We start from the raw sequence: 21,654 nt of genomic DNA on the forward strand, positions 1-21,654 counted from the left end.
CCTTTAGCGGTAATGGACCCGTCTGTTCAGGGCCTTGAAGTAGAAAATCGTAATCAGCCCCACTATTGCCATTAGCACCACCGCCATCGCCGCCGCATAGCCGACCCGGTAGTACTCAAAGCTCTGCTTGTAGATGCTGAAGATCAGCGTGTTCGTGGCATTCGCCGGTCCGCCCTGGGTCATGATGTTGATCGTCTCGAACACCTGGAAGGAGCCGATGATGTTCATCAGGATCAGAAAGAACAGGGTCGGGGAGATCATTTTGAGCGTGATCTGGAAAAAGACCGACTGCTTCGATGCATTATCCAGCGCCGCAGCCTCATACAGATGAGCGGGAATCGAGCCAAGGGCCGAGGTAATAATCAGCGCATTGAAGCCGACCGACTTCCAGACCGACACGAGCACCAGTGAAAATAACGCCACCTGCTTATCCGTCAGCCAGCCCACCGGCCCGGCCCCAATCAGGGAAAGCAGATAATTGAACAGCCCGGTATCGGTATTCATCAGCCACATCCAGATCAGCGAGACCGAGATCAGGGAGATAATGTTCGGCGTGAAGCTCAGCGTCTGAATGAAGCGGTTGATGAAGGTGTTTTTCTGCAAAAAGAGGGCTAACAGCATCGCCAGCACCATCACCAGCGTCACATCCATCACCATGTAGAGCAGCGTGTTACTCAGGGTACTGAGAAAATCGCGGCCCTTGAACAGCTCGATGTAATTATTCAGTCCGGCGAACTTCATTGGCCCGCGCATATTCCAGGTGAAGAAGCTCAGATATACGTTATAGAGAATCGGATAGATATAAAAAATCGTCAGAATCAGCACCGCCGGCGCAACCAGCAGATAAGGCAACAGCTTCATGCTCTTGCTACGGTTCTTCATGCTGTGCTCCCGATGGAAGGAGCGGTCACGCCTGCTCTGCTGTCGTCTGCCGGAATCCGCTGCTCCTGTGCGTCGAAATAGAATAAATGCTCCTTGTTCACATACAGCTTAACCGGCTCCAGGCTGCGCTCGGGACTGTCGAAGCATTTGACCGCTACGCTCTGCCCGCTTGCCAGCACCGCCTTGTAAATCACCTCTGAGCCAAGCAGCTCGCGGCTGCTAAGGACGGCTTCCAGCTCAAGCATCTTCTCACCCGCAAGCTCCGGCTCCGGGACAAATTTTGCTTTTTCCGGCCGGAACCCGAAGAATTTCGCCCCCTGCGGTGCTTCGCTAAGGATGCCCCCTGACCGGGCAAGCTCCAGCAGGTTCATTGGCGGCGTGCCGATAAAATGGCTGGTGAACATATTGCGCGGCTCATTGTAGATCCCGTGCGGCGTATCCTCCTGCATAATCTGCCCGCCGTCCATCAGCACAATCTGTGTGCCCATGCTCATCGCTTCCACCTGATCATGCGTAACATAGATGAAGGTCGCGCCCAGCTTCTTATGCAGCTCAATCAGCTCGATGCGCATCTGCTGGCGGAGCTTGGCATCGAGGTTGGACAGCGGCTCATCCATGAGGAAGACCGCCGGCTTCTTAACCATCGCCCGGGCCAGCGCGACCCGCTGACGCTCGCCGCCGGAGAGAAACTCCGGCTTTTTGTGCAGATGCTTTGTTAAGCCCACTGTCTCCGCGATTTCGGTAATCAGGCGCTTCCGCTCGGCTTTGGGCACCTTGTTATTTTTCAATCCGTATTCGATGTTCTTCTCCACCGTCATTGTGGGGTACAGCGCATAATTCTGAAAGACCATCGCCAGATTCCGTTTGCCCGGCTCCACCTGGTTCATGCTCTTGCCGCCGATGGAGATCAGGCCTCCGGTCTGCTCCTCCAGCCCGGCAATCATCCGTAGCGTCGTCGACTTTCCGCAGCCGGACGGCCCGACCAGCACGGTGAAGCTTCCGCTCTCAATCGTCAGATTCAGTCCTTCTATGATGCTTTTGTCCCCGTAGGCTTTGCTTACGTTCTCCAGTACAATGCTGCTCATGGTTTCCTCCTATGAAAACTATGGGGCTTCGCCACTTCCCCATAGTGTTAATAAATCAGTCATCCAATCTATACGCTCACCTTGCTCAGCGCCGCCACGCCGACATCCGGCCGGTTGGTTATAATCCGCGTCACTCCAAGCTGCTGCAGCCGCAGGATCTCCGTTACATCATCCACGGTCCACGGATTCACCTCGTACCCGTAGCTCTTGGCTATTTCCATGAACGCAGCGTCTACGCCAAGGTAATACGGATGCAGCACATCGGCCCGGCAGCTGGCCGCATATACCTCCATCCGGTAGTAGCTTTCCATGAAAGCAATCGCTGTCCGCAGCTCTGGATACTCACGCTTCAGCCGGGCCATTGCGTTATGGTTAATGGAAGAGATTAGCGTCTGCTCCTGATAGCCGCTGGCTTTTACCAGCTCCGCTGTGCGGATATTCACTTCCCCGTAAGGGTTGGCATAATCTTTAGTCTCAATGTTGATGTACAGCTGATTCTCCTTGGCAAATTGCATGACTTCCTTCAGCTCGGGAATGCGGCTGCCCTCGGTGCTGTACTCTCCTTTGAAGGTGTAAGAGAAGTCGTATTGCCGCAGCTCCGCCAGCGTCATGTCGCTGACCCGGCCTTTACCGTCCGATGTACGGTAGATCGTATGATCATGGATGACAGCCAGCTTCCCATCCCGGGTCAGCTGCACATCCAGTTCAATCCCTTGTGCCCCCATTTCGCGGGCCAGTGCAAAGGAAGCCATCGTGTTCTCCGGCGCGTAGGCGCTTGCCCCTCTGTGGGCCAAAATGGTTGTCTTGTTCATCCTGCTACCCTCTTAACCCGATGCAGACATCCGGCCGGTCCGTAATAATTGCATCCACGCCGGCCGCCAGCATCCAGCCTATATGCTCCGGCTCGTTCACTGTCCAGGCATTGACCTGCACTCCGGCAGCGCGGGCTTCGTCCACAGCCTCACGGTTCACTCCGAAAAACACCGGATGCAGCGCGTCAGCCTTGGTCAGCTTGGCGTATTCAGCCCCCTGGTACAATCCGGCAATGTACAGCAGTCCTGTTTTCATCTCCGGGTACTCATTCTTCAACCTCACCATGGAGTAATGGTTGAACGAGGAGAAAATCACCTGCTCCGTCAGCCCGTATTCCCGCACCAGCTCAGCTGCTGCGCCGGGAAGTCCGGCGTACAGCTCCATTTTGGACAGAATATCCTTGACCTCAATGTTCAGGTACAGACCGTGTTCCTTCACCAGCTCCAGCACCTCTCGAAGCGTAGGGATGCGTGCGGTTGTATATTTTTCTGCGAAGCCCTTATTGAAATTGAAGGCTTTCAGCTCCTCCAAAGTGTAGGCGGTAATATCACCCTGTCCATCCGAGGTCCGGTCGATGCTGTCGTCATGAATGACGACGATTTCCCCGTCTTTGCTGAGGTTAATATCAATTTCAAAACCGTCCGCCCCCTGCTCAACCGCCAGCCGGAAGGCTTCCATTGTATTCTCAGGGGCATAAGCGCTCGCTCCGCGGTGGGCCAAAACCTTGCAGTTGTTCATAATCTGTTCATCCTCCTCGAAATGGATCTAGCTTGTTCTTTCATGTATGATCCCCGGCAGAACAATATCGGCCAGCGTGTCCAGCACATAATGCGGCTCAATCTGCATCCGCTCAATGTCGGTACGGGAGCTTACTCCTGTTAGCACCAGTGCGGTGTGCATGCCGCTGCCGGTGCCCATCAGAATATCCGTCTCCAGCCGGTCGCCGACCATCAGACACTGCTCAGGGGCGAGCCCCAGCTTGTGCAGTGCTTCCCGGGCATAGTACAGTGACGGCTTGCCCATCACCAGCTCGGATGGCTTTCCCGCAGCGATCTCCAGCGCCTTGACGATGGCCCAGGTATCAGGGATATACCCGCCCGGCACCGGACAGACCGGATCGGGATTTACAGCGACCAGCTTTGCTCCCGATCTTGCCGCCGTCATTCCGAGCCGCAGCTTCTCATAAGTGAAACTCCGGTCCATACCGATCAGCACATGCGTTGCCCCCGCCGGTTCGTCCGTAACAGCCACGCCGCAGAGCTCCATCTGCCTGCGCATCACCTCTTCACCGACCAGGTACAGCCTCGCCTCCGGCTCCTGCCGGGCAAAATACATCCCGCTGACATACAGCGCGGTCAAGATCTCCTCTTCCCGGCAGCTCAGGCCCATTGCAGCCAGCCGGTTCAGGCAGTCCAGCGGGGTGTGCACCGCACTGTTGGTGAGAAAAAGAATTTTTTTGCCGCGCCTGCGCAGCTCTGTTACTGCCTGCTCCACTCCCGGAAGCAGCCGGTCGCCTATGAACACAGTTCCATCCAGATCAAAGCAATATGCCTCATACGAAGCGATGTCCATCTGCGGCCACCTCATTTCTCTCATGTTGCCGGTACAACCGGAATTTTGCGTACAAAAAAACCAGCTCCAGAAAGGAATCCCTCCTCTACGCGTATAGGCATACGTTAGATCGGAACACCAATTTCTGACCGCTGGGTTTTCTCATCGTCTCCACCCCGGGGTGCTGTATGTAGTTTCGGTTCTTTCCATAATGACGAATCGCCAATCGATACGTAATCTGCACCGCTCTCCAGTGCACTGCTGATCTCTTCCTCGTGCCGTATTAATCCACCAACAATTAAGGGCTGCTTGATACGCTGCTTCATCTCCCTGATAATCCTCGGCATCAGGCCGGGCATCAGCTCAACCTCATCGGGATTGCTCGACTTAATCATACGCAGCGCCGTTTCTATGGCCGCCGAGTCGATGGCGAATACCCGCTGGATACTGGACAGGCCGTGCTGTCTGGCAGTGGCGATGGAGTTGCTTTTGGTGGTAATAATCCCGTCTACCTTAAAAACCTCGGCCAGATACTGGATCGCCGCTGCATCACGCCCGATTCCGCCGACTATCTCGACATGTACAAAAACCTGCTTGCCCGCTTCCTGCAAAGGCCGTACAAGCTGTCCCAAATTGTTAATATTGCCGGTCATCAGGTTTACCCTTTTCACCGTGCAGCTTATAGCCTGCCTGATCTGCGATTCTTCTGTAATGGAAGCAATGATGGGGTTATGCTTCATCGTGAGGCACACTCCCTTTCGCTTATCGCCTGGTCACCGGCTTGTATTGCTTCCGGCCCTGAAACCCATGTTACAGCTCTTTTGTTGGCCCCGTATTCGGGCTATGTAAAAGTTAGTGTTAACGCGGACGCAGGTATTTTGCTTTCTTTTAACCAAATGATTGAGAACCTGCCTGCATCAACGCGCAAAAAAAAGACACCACCGGAGTGATGCCTCTCTACGAAAGATATGCGGTTACAGCTCCAGACTCTCCCCATATTCAAGCGCTGTACCGGCAATCCCTGCCTTGTTCAGGGAATCTACAAAGCTTGCCACATCCTGGCGGATCGGCGGGAAAGTGTTGTAATGCACCGGCAGCACCTGCTTGGCGTTCAGCCATTTGGCGGCAATCAGCGCATGCTCCGGCCCCATTGTGAAATGTCCGCCCATCGGGAGAATCGCCAGGTCGATGTTATACAGCTCACCGAACATTTTCATGTCACTGAACAGCCCGGTGTCTCCGGCGTGCAGAATGGTTTTGCCTTCCGCTTCAATAATGAAGCCCGCAGGCATCCCGCCGTAAACAATCCGCTGCTCATCGTCAAGTGTAATACCGCTGGTGTGGAAAGCGTGAATCATCGTTGCTTTGGCAAACCCGAGGTCCACCGTTCCGCCGATGTTCATTCCAATGGTCTGCTCTACACCCTTCCACCCGATATACGTAGCCAGCTCCACAGTTGCAACCACTGGCGCATTGTTGGCGATGGCAATCGGCGCAGCATCCAGAATATGATCCGCATGTGCATGGGTCAGCAGCACTGCATCTGTCTTAATATCCTCAGGCTTCGTTACCGCAGCCGGGTTACCGCTAATAAAAGGATCGATAATCAGCGACTTGCCGCCTACCTCAAGCTGTACACAGGAATGGCCGTGAAAAATAATCTTCATCTCTTATCTCTCCTCTTCATCTATTAAGATTATGGACTTACCGTGCAAAAGCATACCGTTTACGTTACAATGACAAATGAATACGGACGGACTTCGCAGCTTTTGGGGTTGCCCTGCTTCCATCGCTCAATATATCTATTTTTATAACGAACGTCTACATTTATAATATATTTGAAATCACTACCTGTCAAGAGAGGCGTGATAACGTTGCTGTCTGTCGAAAAAACCATGTTATTCCTGCTGTCCCGCGTGGACCGGATGAGTGCCCAGCAATTTGTCGAAATCTATGAACTGAGAGGCTACACCTCCACCTATATCCGCAACAGCCTGTCCCGCCTGAAAAAAGAGGGCTACATCGCCTCACCCGCCCGTTCCCTGTACTGCATAACCTCTGCCGGACGCGCCTACATCAAGTCCATTAACAGCAAGCCCGCCCGTTATGAGCAGCAGTGGGATCATACCTGGGATGTGGTCATGCTTGAAGTGCCGGAGCAGGAGCGCAAGAAACGGGATGCTTTTCGTACGGCTATTCTGCAGCTTGGCTATGGGCTTCTATATAACAGTGTCTACATCTCCCCCTGGAATTACCGCCAGGAAGTGACGGAGTATGTTACGAGCCTGCAGCTCACCGGCAATGTCTCCATTCTGCGCGGCGAGTTTGCGGAAGGAACCATTACCCCGGCCAAGGCCTGGGACATCTGGCAGCTGGACAAGCTCGAAGCCCTTTACTTAGACAAAAGCGCCTGGATCACCCGGGAGTTTATCCCGCTTGCAGATAAGGCGATAAGCAGCGGCGAGGCACTGCCGCTGTTCCTGCTGTTCCTGCAGATCGGCGAAGAAATGAGCGGCCTGATCATGGCCGACCCTTCCCTGCCGGATGAGCTGCTGCCGGACGGCTGGCCCGGCAAAGCCGTCATCGCCGAGCTCCAGGATCAGTGGCGGAGGCTGGCTGCGGCGATTCCGCGGGATTCCTTTTACGCTCAGTTTACCTGAGTCAGCAGGCTGGGTTCGAAACCAAGGGAAAAAGGGGCAGCCCCTCGCGGGCTGTCCCTTTTGTGTTTCTATTACACCTGCCGTCCGGTGGCCAGCAGCTCTTTGACTGCGTCAAGACTGGTAAGCGGGGCATGGCAGGCAAAATTACGGCATTCGTAGGCCGTAGCCTGCCCGTCCACTGCCGGCTTATCCTGTAGATGCGGCAGCAGCTTGTGCAGGTCTTCGCCGTCACCGCCTGCATAGTTGACGATCAGCGAGGCATCCGGCAGGTACGTCTGCTGGACCTGAGCCAGCATGCTGTGCAGCACAGGGTCCTCCAGCTTGCCGGACAGCACCCATTCGCGTCCGCCGGACAGCAGCGCCAGATGCGCTTGCAGGTACATTGAATAGCCCGGCGGATATTCTCCCGCCGCAGAAGCCAGTACCGCTGCCGTCCGCTCGGCTATCGCCTTCAGCTCCACATCCTGTGTAATTACAGACAGCTTGTACAGCTGCTTGGCTGCAACTGAGTTGCCGGACGGCAATGCCCCGTCGTACAGCTCCTTGGAGCGGATCGGCAGCTCTTCCCCGTCTATGCCGGTGAAGAAAAAGCCCCCGCCTTCCTCGTCGCTGAACAACGCAAGCAATCCATCCTTCAGCTGCAGCGCCCGGTCCAGATGGACCACTTGACCTGTTGCTTCATACAGCTCAGTCAGGCCCCAGATCAGGAAGGCATAGTCATCCACATAGGCCGGAATCGCCGCTTCACCGTCACGGTAACGGGCCAGCAGGCGGCCATCCTCACGGCGGCGCAGCTGCTCCCAGATGAAATCTGCCGCTGCTGCCGCAGCCTTGGCATACTCCGGCTTTTGCAGCGCTTTTGCGCCTTTGGCCAGCGCCGCGATCATCAGGCCGTTCCAGGCGGTAAGCACCTTGTCATCCTTCAGCGGATGAATTCGCTCCTCACGGTATGCGAACAGCTTCTCGCGCCACTCCCCGGTCCGCGTCTTCATGCCAAGCGGATTCATACCCAGCCGTTCAGCCATATCCTCCGGCAGACCCTGCAGCAGATTCGGAATATTGGCACCTTCAAAGTTACCTTCTGGCGTAATGCCGTACATATGGCAATAGGAGTGCATATCCTCAAGATCCAGCGCTTCCGCCAGCTCATCGCGGGTGAAGACATAGAACTTGCCTTCCACTCCTTCGGAATCAGCATCCTCAGCAGAATAAAATGCTCCTTCAGGCGAAGTCATATCACGCCGCACATACGTAAAGATCTGCTCAGCAATCTCCGCATACAGCGGCTTCCCGGTAATCTGGAAAGCTTCCAGATAAGCGATGGCCAGCAGGGCGTTATCGTAGAGCATTTTCTCAAAATGCGGCACCAGCCATTCCCGGTCCGTAGAGTAGCGGGAGAAGCCAAAGCCGATGTGATCGTAAATCCCGCCGCGGTACATACTGTCCAGCGTCTTCTCCACCATCCGCAGCGCTTCCGGCTGCTGGTAAGTCTGGCCGTACGCCAGCAGGAACGACAGATTATGCGGCGTCGGGAACTTCGGCGCATTACCGAACCCGCCGTACTCCTCATCGAACTGGCGCTGATATAGCGAGAAAGCTTCATGCAGCAGCTCTTCGCCGGGCAGGGCTCCGCTCCCCTCTCCTGCCTGTTGAGCATTCTTGCGGTCCAGCTCCTGCAAGCTTGCGAGCAGATCATCGCCGAGCTTGTCCAGCGCATCGCCGTCCTGCTCCCACTTGGTATGAATCTGCTCCAGAATATCCATCAGTCCGATCCGACCCAGCATCCGCCGTTTCGGGAAATACGTTCCCGCATAAAACGGCTTCTTGTCCGGCGTCAGCAGCACCGTCAGCGGCCACCCCCCGCTCCCGGTCAGCGCCTGACACACCGACATATACAGCCCGTCAATATCCGGCCGCTCCTCGCGGTCGACTTTGATGGCTACGAAGTTGTCATTGAGGAGCTTGGCGACATCCTGGTCCTCGAAGGATTCTCGTTCCATTACGTGGCACCAATGACAGGTGCTATATCCGACCGAAAGGAAAATAGGCTTGTTCTCCGCCTGCGCCTTGGCAAAAGCCTCCTCACCCCATGGATACCAATCCACGGGATTGTGGGCGTGTTGTAACAAATACGGGGACTTTTCATTTATTAGTCGATTAGGCTTTTGGCCTTCTTTTATCTCCATTTATGTAGCCTCCTTATGCGGAATGTGCCTTTGTTAGTATTACCCATTGAATTGCAAAAAGACACCAACAAGGGTTAGTGCCTCGGTTCGCCTTTTCTCTTTATCTTTTCAGGTTGAAAATATTGTTTTTCACCTTCATTCATATAAACCGCTTTTATTCATCGTATCAGTACGCTTATGTTCGAGTCAAATAACGGTGAGTATTAAACTCTAAGCCTTGTTACCACAACTAAAAGTACAATTATTCCGAGTAAAATCAGCCAGCTTACCGGGTGACCGAAATTTAATCCCCAGCCGACTCCGAACCTCTTCTCGACGATTAGGTTTGAATCCTTACGATTGAAATAAATCATACCTAACAGCCAAATCGATTTCAGTTATTACATGGGAGAAATTAACATTTACTCAGACCTTTTGTTACGCAGAGCTACTCATCTAACAACTAAATTATGGCAAGTACATCTGTTTGAATTTTTATGTAGGTAAAGAACAGGTATCCGTTCTCCCAATTTTATTATTTCATACGTTTTCTGCTCATCAGAATGAAATGGTGTTAATACAAATACATAATCTTTCTGTGAGGTTAATTCGTTAGCTGTAATTCCAGCATAAAGAGGTAGGAATAGAAAAAGGAGCCCTTTTACAGGCTCCCCTTCGACGGTGTTTGATCGTTCGAGTATCTTTAAAAGTCACACTTCACATCATTAGAAATACTTGGGCACCGCTTGTTCACTTTCCGTTTTAAGGAATGCTACTAGGCGTGTGTGTTCAGAGATGCTCTGCGACACAACCCCTCGCTTTCAGTTGACTTAGTGATTAGTTAAATTCCTCTTGTAGCCCTAGCACCGAATGGTCCAACGGAACCACACCTCTCTTCACACCGTCAAAAATATCTTGCACAGAGTTCAAGCTTCTTATACATCGTATGCTCAAACAAAATTAAATCGGGATCGTTTGTTAATAAAGGAAAGTAATTTAGTATGGGCGGAAAAACTAAATTTAACAGGAGTGGAATTCTCAGACGTGGCACGAATGGCAAGTCGAATAGCCGACGGATAGAAATATCGGCTTGTTCTCCGCCTGCGCCTTGGCAAAAGCCTCCTCACCCCATGGATACCAATCCACCGGGTTATGGGCGTGCTGAAGCAGGTAGGGTGATTTTTCGTTAATTAATCTATTGGGTGCATTTTGATTTGTCAGGGGGTATCCCATCATTTCGGCTGATTTGGGTAAAGTCCGTCTTGTGTTTGTTTACCCAATTTGGCGGGGGAAGGCGCACGAAATTAAAAAGGTAACTCCATATGTATAGGGTAATCCAAAAATGATAATTGCTCATTTAGTCTTAAATCTACTAACTCTTTTACTTTCTTAGCCCTTTTAAAGAGTCAAAGGATGCTGACTTTTGCAATATCCTTTCTAGCCCAAAGATTAAAGCTATATCCTGATTCGAGCAATTGCCAAGGTGCTTCGTCTACTATAAAAGCGACATCAGCATATGTATTCCACGTATCTCCAACATGTCCTGTTATCCTAACCAGCACAGTCCACGTTTCACCATAAAGTGTCTTATCCTTGATTTCACCATAGATTACAACAAGGTCACGAATCCACTCGTTCGCTGGTAACATGCTCGGGTCTTTATTCCATTCAATAAGTGCTTTAACAAATCTATTCATCACAATCCCCCCATTGTACAGATTGCACGTTCATATATTTTATCTATACGAGCGTATCGCCCATTCATCTTTATTATATACAAGCCAATATTCTAAGTTAGCTTTCGCCTTATGTCTTTCCATGTTGTTATATACATCATCAAAGTCCATGTTTGTTCCAATAATGTTGAAAGGGATTTCTATGCTGTTGCTAGATTTAATAACTCTATAAAAATCGACCAGTATTCCATCTTTAGCGAACAACGTTAATTGTTCTCCAATATCTTGACCTAATGCCGACACATTCTTTCGATAAGATTTCAATCTATTTGAAAGTAGACGTCCTAATACATCAATAAATTGATTTTTATCTTTATAGTAAATTTTATTAAACCAGCCATCATCATGCGCTAAGTATACAAACTTATTTTTGAGTTTTTCAAAAAATGGGCTTTTAAGTGGTTGTTTATAGTGCCCTAAATACAACAACTCCGCTTTCTCATGAGGTGTGATTATCGAGGTTAATCAATGAATGTTTCCCGTTCAAATTAACCCACTCAATAATATAATCAAATCTTTCCTTCGTCAGTCCATGACCACCCTGATATCTCTTGTGGTACAGGTTATGTAAAGCTTTGAGTTCTAAATAAGCCGGGCTGGCTTTTTCAACGATATACGGAGCATCTTTTGAATATTTATCATCATCTGCGGAAACAATAAGGAGTCGTCTTGGTGCAATACAAGATACCAAATCATATATATCGTATTTACTGTGGAAGCCCGGAATTACGCTCGCCATTTCAATCCCGACATTGTTAATCATGCGATTTGCATAAGTACAAGCACTGCCGCTGGCACAGCTAAAGGCTATTCGTTCATCTAACGCAGAAAGAAATAAAACAGTATTACCACCATATGAATGTCCAAGTGTGCCAATCCTTTTATTATCAACAAAAGGAAGATTAGAAAGCAAAGTGATCCCATTCATGGCATCATCGATCACTTTTTTCATCAAATAATCGCCTTTTATGATACGGTAACACATTTCATTATAATGTTGCCAAAAGTCACCATCTTCTGAGACAGGTTCAATTCCTTGTGCATTCTTACGTCTCTCCTCAAAGCATATGGAGTCAGGAGCTAACACAACAAATCCCTTTTTGACCAATGCAGGTCCGAAAGCTTGCAGAGGATTTCCTGCTAAGCCGCAAACCTCACTCTTTCCTAAATGATGCTCCCTGTTGTGCTGGTGATTAATGAGAACCGCCGGGTTTTTATCAAGTATTTCCGGAAGCAAAAGAAAGGCAATAACTTTATCTCCGTGAGAATCATATTCAATTAATTGTCTTGTATATCCTTCTTCTTTTGTGGAGTTTAGCAGCCGATAATCCATATGAGGAGTGGTACTGGAAGATATAATTCCAATTGCTTCTGCTATCTCATTTCTTGCGTTCACTATACTACTCACCTTCCTTTAAATATTTCTTTTTAATTCTATATCATCCAAAACAATATTTTCAATTAAATGCATTTTATTTAAATACAAAAGACGCTAACAAAAGTCAGCATCTTTTATGAGGGATTATGAACTCTCGGTTTCTTATGTAGAGACTTTGAACTGGTTTACCATTTCAAGCAATTCTTCCGTTAATCCATTTAAGAATTGCGCTGAATTGGTGATTAGATCCATGGAGGCTAATTGCTCCTGTGATGAAGCAGCGACGGAGTCGCTTTGCTCTGAAGTTTTTTTTGCAATCTGTGATAATTCCATTACTGACGCACTGATTTCTTGTGAGCCAGCTGACATTTCCTCTATAGCAGCAGATACTTCTTGAATTTGTATTGATACTTCTTCGTTAGATTTTAAAATTCTTTCAAATACACTATTTACTTCATTCATACTACTCATACCTAAATCAACTTCTTCTTTACCCATTTTCATGGCTTCTGCTGCTCTATATGTATCCCCTTGTACAACTTGAATAATTTGAACGATTTCATCTGAGGATGAACCTGCTTTTTCGGCAAGTTTACGAATCTCTTGTGCGACAACCGCAAAACCACGCCCGTGTTCTCCCGCCCTAGCTGCTTCAATAGCGGCATTTAAGGCAAGTAAATGGGTTTGTGTAGTAATCCCTTGAATCACCTCAACAATATTTCCAATTGTGAGTGAATGTTCCGCCAGCTGAGTAACCGTTAGTGCTGAGTTATGCACAAGCTGATGAATGGCAACCATTTGATTCATAGCAGCCATAACCAGTTCATTGCCTTGCTTTGCTTCATTTTCAGTACGAATAGATACATCACTGGTTATGGTTATCGTTTCAGCAACTTGTTGTAGCCCTCTTGCCATCTCCTCTATAGTAATAGCTGCTTCTTCAGAGCTTTTCATTTGTGTTTCGGCGCCAACTGACATTTCTTGCATCACAATAGCAATCACATTCGATGTTTTGGAACCTTCATCAGAATTAGACTTTAATTCCTGTGCAGCGCCTGAAACGTGTTCAGAAATACCTTGAACTTTATGTATTAGTGCAGAAAGATTATCCCGCATTCTTTCAAATGACCGTGATAGTTGACCAATTTCATCTTTTGAATGTGATTGGATTGGGATACTCAGGTCACCCATGGAAATCGATTCAGCAATACGGATTAGCTTATGGGTCGGATTAGTAATGGAACGGCTGAGAAGATATGCGATTAGCATTCCGAGCAAAATTACTGTAATCGCACAAATGATCAAGTTGTTGGTCATCGTTTTGTTGGAGTGTTCTATTTCAGCAATACTATTTTTCATTAAGACCATTTGTTCCTTTTGAAATAAATCCACTTTTTCATTGATTGCTATTGATGTTTCATCAAAACTGGACATCGTTAGATTACCCTTAGCAGGGCCACCATCAATATAATCATTGGCCATCTTTTGGCCCATTGTGTGATACCTTTCAAAGGTTGCTTTAATTTCGTTCATTTCCACATGCGATTCTGGATTTAATTTCACAAATTCATCTATATTTTTGTAGAATTGGTCTGCATATTCTTGGGCTACCTGGATGCCATCATTTAAACCATTCAGCCCTCTTGTTGCACTAATATCTGTTAAAAACTGCTGCACCTGAACTACCGACAGCTTCATTTCATCGGCTAATAATGCTGAAACCATTGTTCTTTTTTCTATCGTCTTAATACTTTTAGTTACATTGTTTGCCACAGCAAACTGATAGATAAAAACAGCAGAAACTAGAATGAAGATCAGGCTGAAAGCAATTAAATTTTTGATGCGGATTGTCACTAAAATCTCTCCTCGTAATACAAATAGATAGTCAGCTAAAGTTTTTTATAACCTGTAAGGATAATAATTCGAACCGTCATTAGCACTACATTTTAAGTATTTTTTCCTAGTTATGCATTTGTGCCTTTAGAACTATAAATTATATCTTTTTCTAAATCAATAAGATTATTTATTGCAAATTAGTCTTACAGGAATGGCTCCTTTCTGAATACATTGGATATATAGCCGGTTCCCGAAAATCTATAGCATCCGAAACCAGATTGTTCTGCTTGCACATTTTCGCTAACTGTTTCGTTTGTTAAATTTGAGCCGTTGTATATTGTTCTTCTATGGTATCTTCATTTTCAGTTATATCTGTTGACTGATCGATGCTTGTTCTGGCCTCCAGATAATAATTCACGGCAAAGCAAGCCCTTGTGATAACCACAGGAGCTTGTTTTATTGATGCAAATGGAGCTACATGAAATATTCACTTATAAAATAAATACAATTGCAATCATCAAATAGGAAAATCTGATATTCTTTTTCAGCAGTATGTATACAAGGCCGTATAGAATCGACATGAAAAAAGCATAAACCCCTGTTTGACCTCCCTGAAGCAAAATGTGTATGAGCCCCCATGTGAGCGCAAGAAAAATCCCACCATACGGCAGACCGCCTCTTTTTATGAGCGTTTCACCAAACTTTTGTCCAAAAGCTATTGTTAGCAGAATCAAAGCCGCTTCAAACAAGTAATAGATATTCTGAAATAAGAATGTAATTATACCATCGTATTCTTGAACCGGCTTCAGGCCGTCCCATACAATAGTCGTAGCTGTAATAGCTATTACAGAAACTACAATCGCTAATAGCCACCCCTTGGAGTCCGGCGTTACTTTTAACTTCATAACATCAAAGGAATATTTTTTCCTTGAAAGCCTTATCAAAAATAGCGCCATACTCCCCCACAAAATGCATGTAAGTACCCAGTGTACACACTGATGAAATAGGGTATACTCAGAGCCTTGAACACCAAACACTAAAGGCAAAAGCATGGACAGTACAACTTCAAGACCGAACCCTGCAAAAGCATACAACCCTGACGCCAGATAATCGCTTGCTCCAATTTTTTTGTCAACCAAACCCGAACCCTCCATTTCAACTTAAATTTCCTGCTCTATATATCTTACTCCCAAATAGTCAATAAAAGTATTTTTCTTCCAAATACAGACGGTACAAAGCAAAATTATTGGGTCCTCTTTCCGTCCTTATGCTGAATTAACAAAAAGTTCCGTTCGCCTCTTTTTATTTTTCTCCCACTTATTAGGGCAGACCGACACCCCCAAGCGTTACCCGCCAACCAAATAACCCACAACAAAAAAGCTCCGGTGACAACCACAGGAGCTTTTCCTTTACATCTTCACTTCGCCAACAGATCCGCCAGCTCTTCCGAATTCTTTTTTCTTAAATCCAGCATCCGCTCACTATTGCTGTCTTTAATCAGGAAGCCGTTTTTGGTTTCAAAATCCATGAATACACTGTATTGAACAGCCTCAGAATCATCATAGGTAACGGCTCCTCCTTCATACCTCAATCCAAGAGCGCCCATAAACATCCCGCAAGAATAGCAAGAACTAAATGAATCAAGGGCAGATGGGGCAGCTTCGATACCAGAACAGCACCATTCTTGGTTTTGTTTTTGATCTTTTTTATCAAATACAGCACCAAACAAATAATATAGGTTATTGGATATGAGCTCGTTAGTGTTATGAATAAGAGCACGATTGCTTTTAAAATAGATTCTTCTTGCCCTGACCAGCTTCCGGCTAAAGACATTATGTTAGCTAACAAAACAAATGGATAGATAAACAAAGGTAATGCACCCAACACAAAAAACGTTATATACCTTATATTTCTTGACATTAATACACCTCTTATATTCTGATTATAGGTCCTGCCCCTCCCCGGCATAAACCTCCAAGTACCTCATCATCTCCATGATCCCCTTAAACTGCAGCCTAAGCCGCTTATTCAGATTCTCCAGCGCCACCTGAAAAGAACGCTCAATCCGCTCATTATCCTGAGTATCTAAATTATTCAGTAAGCTTTTCATGTTGTCTATATAATAGACGGTCTTTCTCAGGCTGCTGATAACCAGTATTTTGCGCAGCTCCGCTATGGAGAACATTCTGAACCCGTTGTCCTTATTCCGCTGGGACTGAATGAGTCCTTCGGATTCCCAGTGACGGATCGCTGAGGTGTTTACACCTGCTATAGTGGCCGCCTCTCCAATGTTCATCTGTTCCTTCAGGTTTACGTTTTGGTATCTGGTAAAATCGGCAACCCTGATCATCGTGAGGATCTCTTCTACCCGCTGCTTCTCTGCCTGAATCTGATACTGCTGCTCATTCACCAGCCACAGGGCCTGTTCCGTTCGCCTTTGCTTAATCATTCTCATTGCTTCATAAACGACAGGGATATCATATCCGAGTAATAAGGCTCTTATGGTCCTAAACGCCTGAACGTGTACCTGCCTGTAGAAACGGTGATTGCCCGGAGTTCTCGGCACAGCAGGAATCAGCTCCTGCTCTTCATACCTTCTCAGCGTTGTGGTGCTGACCTGCAAGGTGCCGGCAATCTGGTTCGGGGTGTATGTCTCCATCTGCTCTCCCATCCTTAAAGTAAAACCTTCAAGTGTTACGATAACATATCGTGAAAACAACCCGCAATATAAATAGGTTCTGATCTTCAAAGCCGGAATATTGCATGAATGTTATATGATCATTATATAACTTACTTGGGAGTGATTACGTGGAAAAGACGATTAAACTCGCAGATGGAACACAGCTAAAAGCAGCCCTTACGGGGAACCCCGGTTCTCCGGCAATCATGCTGCCCGTTGCCAAAGAATCTGTATACGGACAAGCAGCTGATCATCTGCGGCTGTGGGGAGTAGATCCTGAGCTCGGGGAGCATTTTGTGGAGGGGCTTGCGGATACGTTCCGGGTATTATTTTTTGACTATGAAGGGCACCGGCTGCAGCATCCGAATCCGGATATGCTTACACCTGAGAGCATTGTGCATGACCTCTTAACGGTCGCTGATGAAATGAACGTCGGGAAGTTTAGCTATTACGGTTATTCCTGGTTGGCCTTGGCTGGATTGCAGTTGGCTATCCGTACCGATCGACTCGAAAGCCTGGTCATGGGCGGATTCCCACCGTTAGACGGGCCATATAAAGAAATGCTGACCGTAACCAACAAAACATACCAGCAAGCTTCCAGTAACCAAAATCTCTATGTAGCTGATGAGCAAGTCCCAACAGACCCGGAACAGGTGGATTGGGATAACATTCAGGTTCAGATCGACCCGAACCAGACGAAGCAGTTTGTTACGATGTATGAGCATTTGCGGGATTTTGATGATCGGGCGATTCAGCAGCAGCTGTTGAAGCTTCCGAGACTGGCCTTTGCCGGGGAAAAGGATACGATTGTGTATGGTGAAAGCTTCGGTAGTGTAACCGTCGATATTGTCGGCAGGCTAAAGCAAAATAAAGCTGCATTAGAGCAGCTCGGGTGGGATGTAGAAATAATTAAGGGCAGCGGAATGGACCACACCAAAGCGATGCAGCCCGCAACCGTCCTGCCCTTGCTGAAGCCTTGGCTGATTAGAAATTTGTGTATTTAGAGACTTAGTACTGACTCTTTGAACTAATAATTGAGTTATCCGAACATCCCTTAAATGATACCCCTCATCGCTGACTAATGGGATGTCCGGATAATTGTTCACTCGGCAACGAAAGCCTAAGTTAATAAGGTCTACAACGCGTAATTAACAGCGTTATACACAAAATCACAAATGGATTTTCGAAAGGAAATCTTGGAGCATTTTCTTTACTGGTATGCTAGTAGTGGTGTGTAATAAGTCATTTACACGTTGGAGTATTTTTGGGTTATCTAATATCATCTTTTTACTTTCTCGATCTGTAAAACTTCTTAGTGTGTCAATGCATATCTCGAATAATTCCACATCATTAGTACCGAGCAATGATAGTAGAATGTTAAGTTCAAGTACATTACGCTCATTATCCAAACAATATGCTAATTTCCTCTGCCAATCTATTGGTTTATTAAGCACATGATTAGATAATTCGTCCCAATCACTTGGACTAAACTCTGAAAGCATCTCGCTTGCAATGACACAGCCATCATCGTACCAAGAATCTACTCCTGTATCAGCAGATAAAAGGTTATCTAGTTCCTTGTACATTTTGATGCCTCCACTTAATTTAGATAACCGGAATCTTTTCCTGAATGTTTATCTGTGGAATTGATTATGAGCCACTGTCCAGCATCTTCGCCTTTAAGAATGATAGGTTGTTCTGGAGTACCGATATTGATACTCTTAATGAAAGCCTCTTCTAATCCACGCATACCTCCTAGTTGTGCTGCTTGAAGCAATACTTCTTCAAATGTTGAGTTGCTTACATCAGTATTTCGGAGGTTCGCATTGCGGAAATCTGCTTGATAAAAAAGTGCCCCTACTAATTTTGCATTTCTTAAATCAGCCTTGTTAAATATAGTTTCAATACAATCACTTCTAGCAAATCGTGCATTTTGCAAATTCGCATTCGTAAAATTTGCATAAGAGACGTCTGCCTTATAAAAATCAGCACTTTCTAGATTTGCATCTTCAAAAGTTGAGGAACAAATTACTGAGGCATACATATCTTTTTTTACCAAGTTCATTCCATTAAATACACACTCAGTTATATAGGCTTGATCTAGAGGGTAATCCGCTAAATCTATCTTTCGAAAATCTAATTCATCGACCGCCAACTTTTTCCCTTCTCGACCAACTGTTTCAATCCAGATTTTATGTAATTTTAAAGACTGAATTAATTTCTCATCTCTATGATCATTCATAATGAGCTCCTCCTTTAGGGGTACCAAATTATCCTGTATGATTCCCTCCTGTTGAATTGCATCTTCGCTATTCACAATGAATTATCCGAACATACCTTCAATGATACACCGTATCGCTGACAGATAGGATGTCCTGATAATTCTTCACTTAACTTTACGATCTCAAACAAGTATTCTATAGCCACGAAGATACCAAAAAACAGGTCAACCATGGTGATATCTGACCATAATCAACCTGTCAATGTAACGAATTAGCTTTATGTAGCTAATAAAACTAAAGCATATGATGTGCGTACAAACATATTTAGTAAAACATCATATGGGTCTGATATGGGTAAAGTCTGAATGAGTATTGCTACCCGTTTAACTCGGCACTGGTAGCCCCCTCTTAGCCACTTACATCACATTTTTCTAATATCCATTTCTTTGCTTCTTCTGATTTGAACAAAATTGGGTTCTCCAATGTACCAATGTTAATCCTTTTAGTATGAGCAATATGCTTGTTCAAGCAATATATCGGATAAATTAAAACTTCTAAAGTCCACTTCATCTAACTTTAACACTTCGCCTTCTTTACCAATTGTCTCAATCCACTTTTTATGCAAATCAAACTTTCTATTAAGATTCCCTTCACTTCCCCAGCCCGTCCATCTCGCTCAGATAGTGCTCCTGTACGGAGGTCTTCGGCAGGGGTTTTGCATCTGGGGTGAATTTTCCGGCATTAAAAGCAAAGCCTTCGGGTGTCGTTACCAATGAATTCTGGTTCGGGAATTTATCCTGATCCGGCAGCAGCTTGCTTAGGTCCTTTACTCTAACTATTACTTTGTCAGCCAGGCCTTGTACTCCGTTTACCATCTGGCCAACTTTTCCGCTTTTGATGACCGAAAGGTCCGGAACGAGAATTTAAGCCACCGATCCCAGCATGGCTGCCCGTTCTTCAGGCGTCCCTGCCTCAAAGTTATGGTACACTGTCCTCGCCGCTTCGACCAGTGCTTCCGGATGATTCTCAGGTAATTTGCCTGCTCTGCCACTTCAAGGGTAGTATGTTTCGGGTCTACCGCGAACTGAAAGACAAATTTTGCGGCGTCTGCCACTCCAATGACAGTCTCTTTTATAACCGCTTCGGTAAAAGCCATCGTAACCGCATCTGCCTGCACGACTTTCTTCCGCCATACTGTCATCCCGTAGGTGTCTTCCAGCCACCATAATAATCTGTATACATTGGCGCAAGCTGGGCGTTCGGATCATATACCTTGGCCTGGTAGTAGGCCAGGGTCGTCTCATTCTCTTTGTTCTTTGCGGTAATCGGTGTCCCGGCTTACCCTGGCATAACATTAAAAACGGCGCACCCCCATTACAGGACTACGCCGTTTTTATAAAATTCCCCTTCTAAGACTTATTGCATCCCTTGCATAATGGCATTAATAATCCCTTGCTGCGTTACCGTGTTATTCGTACGGTTGAACAGACCAAAGCCATGCTGGCCGTTATAGCCGTTGTCCCAGTAAACCGGCACTGCGCTGTATTTCTTCGCTGCTGCTGTGACCGCTTTGGCAAACGCTGCACGGTACACGTTATTGCTGGAATCGTAGGCCGTTTTGTCAATGGAGCCGAACTCGCCGATCACGACCGGATACCCTTGAGTCACAAATTTATTGTACATCGCCTGGAGCTGGGAAGTAAGGTAATCCTCCTGACCCCAGGACGATTTCTTGGACGGATTTGTGGCGGATGCCCCCCACTGCGTTATGTTCCCTGATTCCTCCCCTGCAAAATCCCACGGGGAATAATAATGTGCAGAAATCATGATTCTTTTCTCCGAGCTTGGAACCGTTGAGGAACGGAACGTATCCGTCGGCAGTACAAAGCCGTAATTACCGGCAGTGTAGTCGATATTCGTATTCCAGCCTGGAATCAGCAGCCATCTTGCGCTATTGTTGCCGCTCGTTTGTCTGACTGTATCTACAAAAATTTGATTGTAAGCATTCAGGTTGGCGTAATACGCGGCGTTCGGATTGCTGTAGTTGCCGTCAAACACCTCGTTCATGGATTCAAAAATAAGCCGCTCGTCATAGCCCACAAACTTATTGGCAATCTGCTGCCACACGAGCTTGTACTTCTCTTTGATAGCCGTCTGGTTCCCGCTATTCACCAGCAGCCAGCTGCCCTGAACGGAATTGTATCCGTCCCCGTGGATGTTAATGACCACATACAGGCCTTCGTTATAAGCATAATCTATAACCGTCTTCACCCGGTTCAGCCAAGTTGTATTTATCGTATAGCTGGGAGCGCTTCCAATGTGATTTAGGTAAGAGACGGGGATGCGAATCGTTTTGAAGCCTGCAGCCTTCACCTTCTTGATCAGGTCCTGGGTAACAACAGGATTCCCCCAAGCCGTTTCGCTTGGCGTTCCGTTGTTAGAGGCCTCAAGCTGATTGCCCAAGTTCCATCCGGCACCCATTTCGCTGACGATTTGTGAAGACGACAGGGATCTAAAATCCGAGGTAATAGGGGTAGCTGCAGCTGCCCGTGCACTCCATCCGGTCACAGCAGCCGAAGCCAGCAAGAGTAGAGCCAAACCGTAAAACCCGCATTTTTTCATTTTGGCCAGCATGTCAAAACCTCC

General features: G+C 47.0%; 23 protein-coding genes and 1 pseudogene. 2 read left to right on the forward strand and 22 right to left on the reverse strand.

Features of this window, described 5'->3' with window-relative positions; translation table 11 throughout:
- Positions 1 to 3 precede the first annotated feature (3 nt).
- The 7 genes from AC4G46_RS19905 to AC4G46_RS19935 all read right to left on the reverse strand — a co-directional run bounded on the left by AC4G46_RS19905 (position 4) and on the right by AC4G46_RS19935 (position 5,998).
- A complete protein-coding gene (locus AC4G46_RS19905; RefSeq protein WP_491124231.1) occupies positions 4 to 882 on the reverse strand; it encodes a carbohydrate ABC transporter permease in 879 nt (292 codons plus the stop codon).
- On the reverse strand, positions 879 to 1,967 hold the full coding sequence (locus AC4G46_RS19910; protein ID WP_491124232.1) for an ABC transporter ATP-binding protein: 1,089 nt from the start codon (positions 1,965 to 1,967) through the stop codon (positions 879 to 881). Before AC4G46_RS19910 ends, AC4G46_RS19905 begins: the two co-directional genes overlap by 4 nt.
- Before the next feature lie 68 nt (positions 1,968 to 2,035).
- Complete coding sequence (locus tag AC4G46_RS19915; protein WP_491124233.1) at positions 2,036 to 2,779, reverse strand: glycerophosphodiester phosphodiesterase; 744 nt, start codon at positions 2,777 to 2,779, stop codon at positions 2,036 to 2,038.
- 4 nt (positions 2,780 to 2,783) lie between these two features.
- Complete coding sequence (locus tag AC4G46_RS19920) at positions 2,784 to 3,518, reverse strand: glycerophosphodiester phosphodiesterase (protein ID WP_491124234.1); 735 nt, start codon at positions 3,516 to 3,518, stop codon at positions 2,784 to 2,786.
- A 27-nt stretch (positions 3,519 to 3,545) separates the two neighbouring features.
- Positions 3,546 to 4,352, reverse strand: coding sequence for an HAD-IIA family hydrolase (locus AC4G46_RS19925; RefSeq protein ID WP_491124235.1), 807 nt, complete (start codon positions 4,350 to 4,352; stop codon positions 3,546 to 3,548).
- 104 nt (positions 4,353 to 4,456) lie between these two features.
- Complete coding sequence (locus AC4G46_RS19930; protein ID WP_491124236.1) at positions 4,457 to 5,071, reverse strand: glycerol-3-phosphate responsive antiterminator; 615 nt, start codon at positions 5,069 to 5,071, stop codon at positions 4,457 to 4,459.
- Positions 5,072 to 5,305: 234 nt separating this feature from the next.
- Entirely contained in the window at positions 5,306 to 5,998 is a 693-nt protein-coding gene (locus AC4G46_RS19935) for a metal-dependent hydrolase (protein WP_491124237.1), read from the reverse strand.
- A gap of 228 nt (positions 5,999 to 6,226) precedes the next feature.
- On the opposite strand from AC4G46_RS19935, the gene AC4G46_RS19940 reads away from it, so the two are divergent.
- Positions 6,227 to 6,991 (forward strand): PaaX family transcriptional regulator C-terminal domain-containing protein, encoded by a 765-nt coding sequence (locus tag AC4G46_RS19940; RefSeq protein ID WP_491124238.1) that lies wholly within the window; start codon positions 6,227 to 6,229, stop codon positions 6,989 to 6,991.
- A gap of 71 nt (positions 6,992 to 7,062) precedes the next feature.
- Here the strand turns inward: AC4G46_RS19940 and AC4G46_RS19945 are convergent, their stop codons facing one another.
- The 10 genes and pseudogenes from AC4G46_RS19945 to AC4G46_RS19990 form a co-directional block, all read right to left on the reverse strand.
- The gene (locus tag AC4G46_RS19945; protein ID WP_491128937.1) at positions 7,063 to 9,171 is read right to left on the reverse strand and encodes a thioredoxin domain-containing protein; all 2,109 of its coding nucleotides are present in this window, start codon (positions 9,169 to 9,171) and stop codon (positions 7,063 to 7,065) included.
- Between the two features lie 209 nt (positions 9,172 to 9,380).
- Positions 9,381 to 9,530 (reverse strand): DUF5808 domain-containing protein, encoded by a 150-nt coding sequence (locus AC4G46_RS19950; protein ID WP_491124239.1) that lies wholly within the window; start codon positions 9,528 to 9,530, stop codon positions 9,381 to 9,383.
- 667 nt (positions 9,531 to 10,197) lie between these two features.
- Positions 10,198 to 10,389, reverse strand: a pseudogene (locus AC4G46_RS19955) (DUF255 domain-containing protein); the annotation flags it as partial.
- 173 nt (positions 10,390 to 10,562) lie between these two features.
- Complete coding sequence (locus AC4G46_RS19960; RefSeq protein WP_491124240.1) at positions 10,563 to 10,853, reverse strand: hypothetical protein; 291 nt, start codon at positions 10,851 to 10,853, stop codon at positions 10,563 to 10,565.
- Positions 10,854 to 10,892: 39 nt separating this feature from the next.
- Complete coding sequence (locus AC4G46_RS19965) at positions 10,893 to 11,321, reverse strand: hypothetical protein (RefSeq protein WP_491124241.1); 429 nt, start codon at positions 11,319 to 11,321, stop codon at positions 10,893 to 10,895.
- Between the two features lie 10 nt (positions 11,322 to 11,331).
- Positions 11,332 to 12,288, reverse strand: a complete 957-nt coding sequence (locus AC4G46_RS19970) for an alpha/beta hydrolase family protein (RefSeq protein ID WP_491124242.1) — start codon at positions 12,286 to 12,288, stop codon at positions 11,332 to 11,334.
- Positions 12,289 to 12,432: 144 nt separating this feature from the next.
- Positions 12,433 to 14,124: a methyl-accepting chemotaxis protein gene (locus tag AC4G46_RS19975; RefSeq protein WP_491124243.1), complete on the reverse strand. Its 1,692-nt coding sequence runs from the start codon at positions 14,122 to 14,124 to the stop codon at positions 12,433 to 12,435.
- Positions 14,125 to 14,597: 473 nt separating this feature from the next.
- Positions 14,598 to 15,245, reverse strand: a complete 648-nt coding sequence (locus tag AC4G46_RS19980) for a hypothetical protein (protein WP_491124244.1) — start codon at positions 15,243 to 15,245, stop codon at positions 14,598 to 14,600.
- A 278-nt stretch (positions 15,246 to 15,523) separates the two neighbouring features.
- On the reverse strand, positions 15,524 to 15,835 hold the full coding sequence (locus AC4G46_RS19985) for a hypothetical protein (protein ID WP_491124245.1): 312 nt from the start codon (positions 15,833 to 15,835) through the stop codon (positions 15,524 to 15,526).
- A gap of 213 nt (positions 15,836 to 16,048) precedes the next feature.
- Positions 16,049 to 16,765 (reverse strand): MerR family DNA-binding transcriptional regulator, encoded by a 717-nt coding sequence (locus AC4G46_RS19990; protein ID WP_491124246.1) that lies wholly within the window; start codon positions 16,763 to 16,765, stop codon positions 16,049 to 16,051.
- A 149-nt stretch (positions 16,766 to 16,914) separates the two neighbouring features.
- On the opposite strand from AC4G46_RS19990, the gene AC4G46_RS19995 reads away from it, so the two are divergent.
- Positions 16,915 to 17,790, forward strand: coding sequence for an alpha/beta fold hydrolase (locus AC4G46_RS19995; RefSeq protein WP_491124247.1), 876 nt, complete (start codon positions 16,915 to 16,917; stop codon positions 17,788 to 17,790).
- 165 nt (positions 17,791 to 17,955) lie between these two features.
- Here the strand turns inward: AC4G46_RS19995 and AC4G46_RS20000 are convergent, their stop codons facing one another.
- From AC4G46_RS20000 to AC4G46_RS20020, 5 genes are all read right to left on the reverse strand, one after another.
- On the reverse strand, positions 17,956 to 18,372 hold the full coding sequence (locus tag AC4G46_RS20000) for a hypothetical protein (protein ID WP_491124248.1): 417 nt from the start codon (positions 18,370 to 18,372) through the stop codon (positions 17,956 to 17,958).
- 14 nt (positions 18,373 to 18,386) lie between these two features.
- A complete protein-coding gene (locus AC4G46_RS20005; protein WP_491124249.1) occupies positions 18,387 to 19,028 on the reverse strand; it encodes a pentapeptide repeat-containing protein in 642 nt (213 codons plus the stop codon).
- A 630-nt stretch (positions 19,029 to 19,658) separates the two neighbouring features.
- Positions 19,659 to 19,883, reverse strand: a complete 225-nt coding sequence (locus AC4G46_RS20010; RefSeq protein WP_491124250.1) for a hypothetical protein — start codon at positions 19,881 to 19,883, stop codon at positions 19,659 to 19,661.
- Positions 19,877 to 20,209 carry a hypothetical protein gene (locus AC4G46_RS20015; RefSeq protein ID WP_491124251.1) on the reverse strand — a complete coding sequence of 111 codons (333 nt, stop codon included), beginning with the start codon at positions 20,207 to 20,209 and terminating at the stop codon, positions 19,877 to 19,879. Before AC4G46_RS20015 ends, AC4G46_RS20010 begins: the two co-directional genes overlap by 7 nt.
- Positions 20,210 to 20,424: 215 nt before the next feature.
- Positions 20,425 to 21,642 carry a glycoside hydrolase family 5 protein gene (locus AC4G46_RS20020; RefSeq protein WP_491124252.1) on the reverse strand — a complete coding sequence of 406 codons (1,218 nt, stop codon included), beginning with the start codon at positions 21,640 to 21,642 and terminating at the stop codon, positions 20,425 to 20,427.
- Between the last annotated feature and the right edge of the window lie 12 nt (positions 21,643 to 21,654).

Source organism: Paenibacillus sp. fava2 (genome assembly GCF_058313675.1).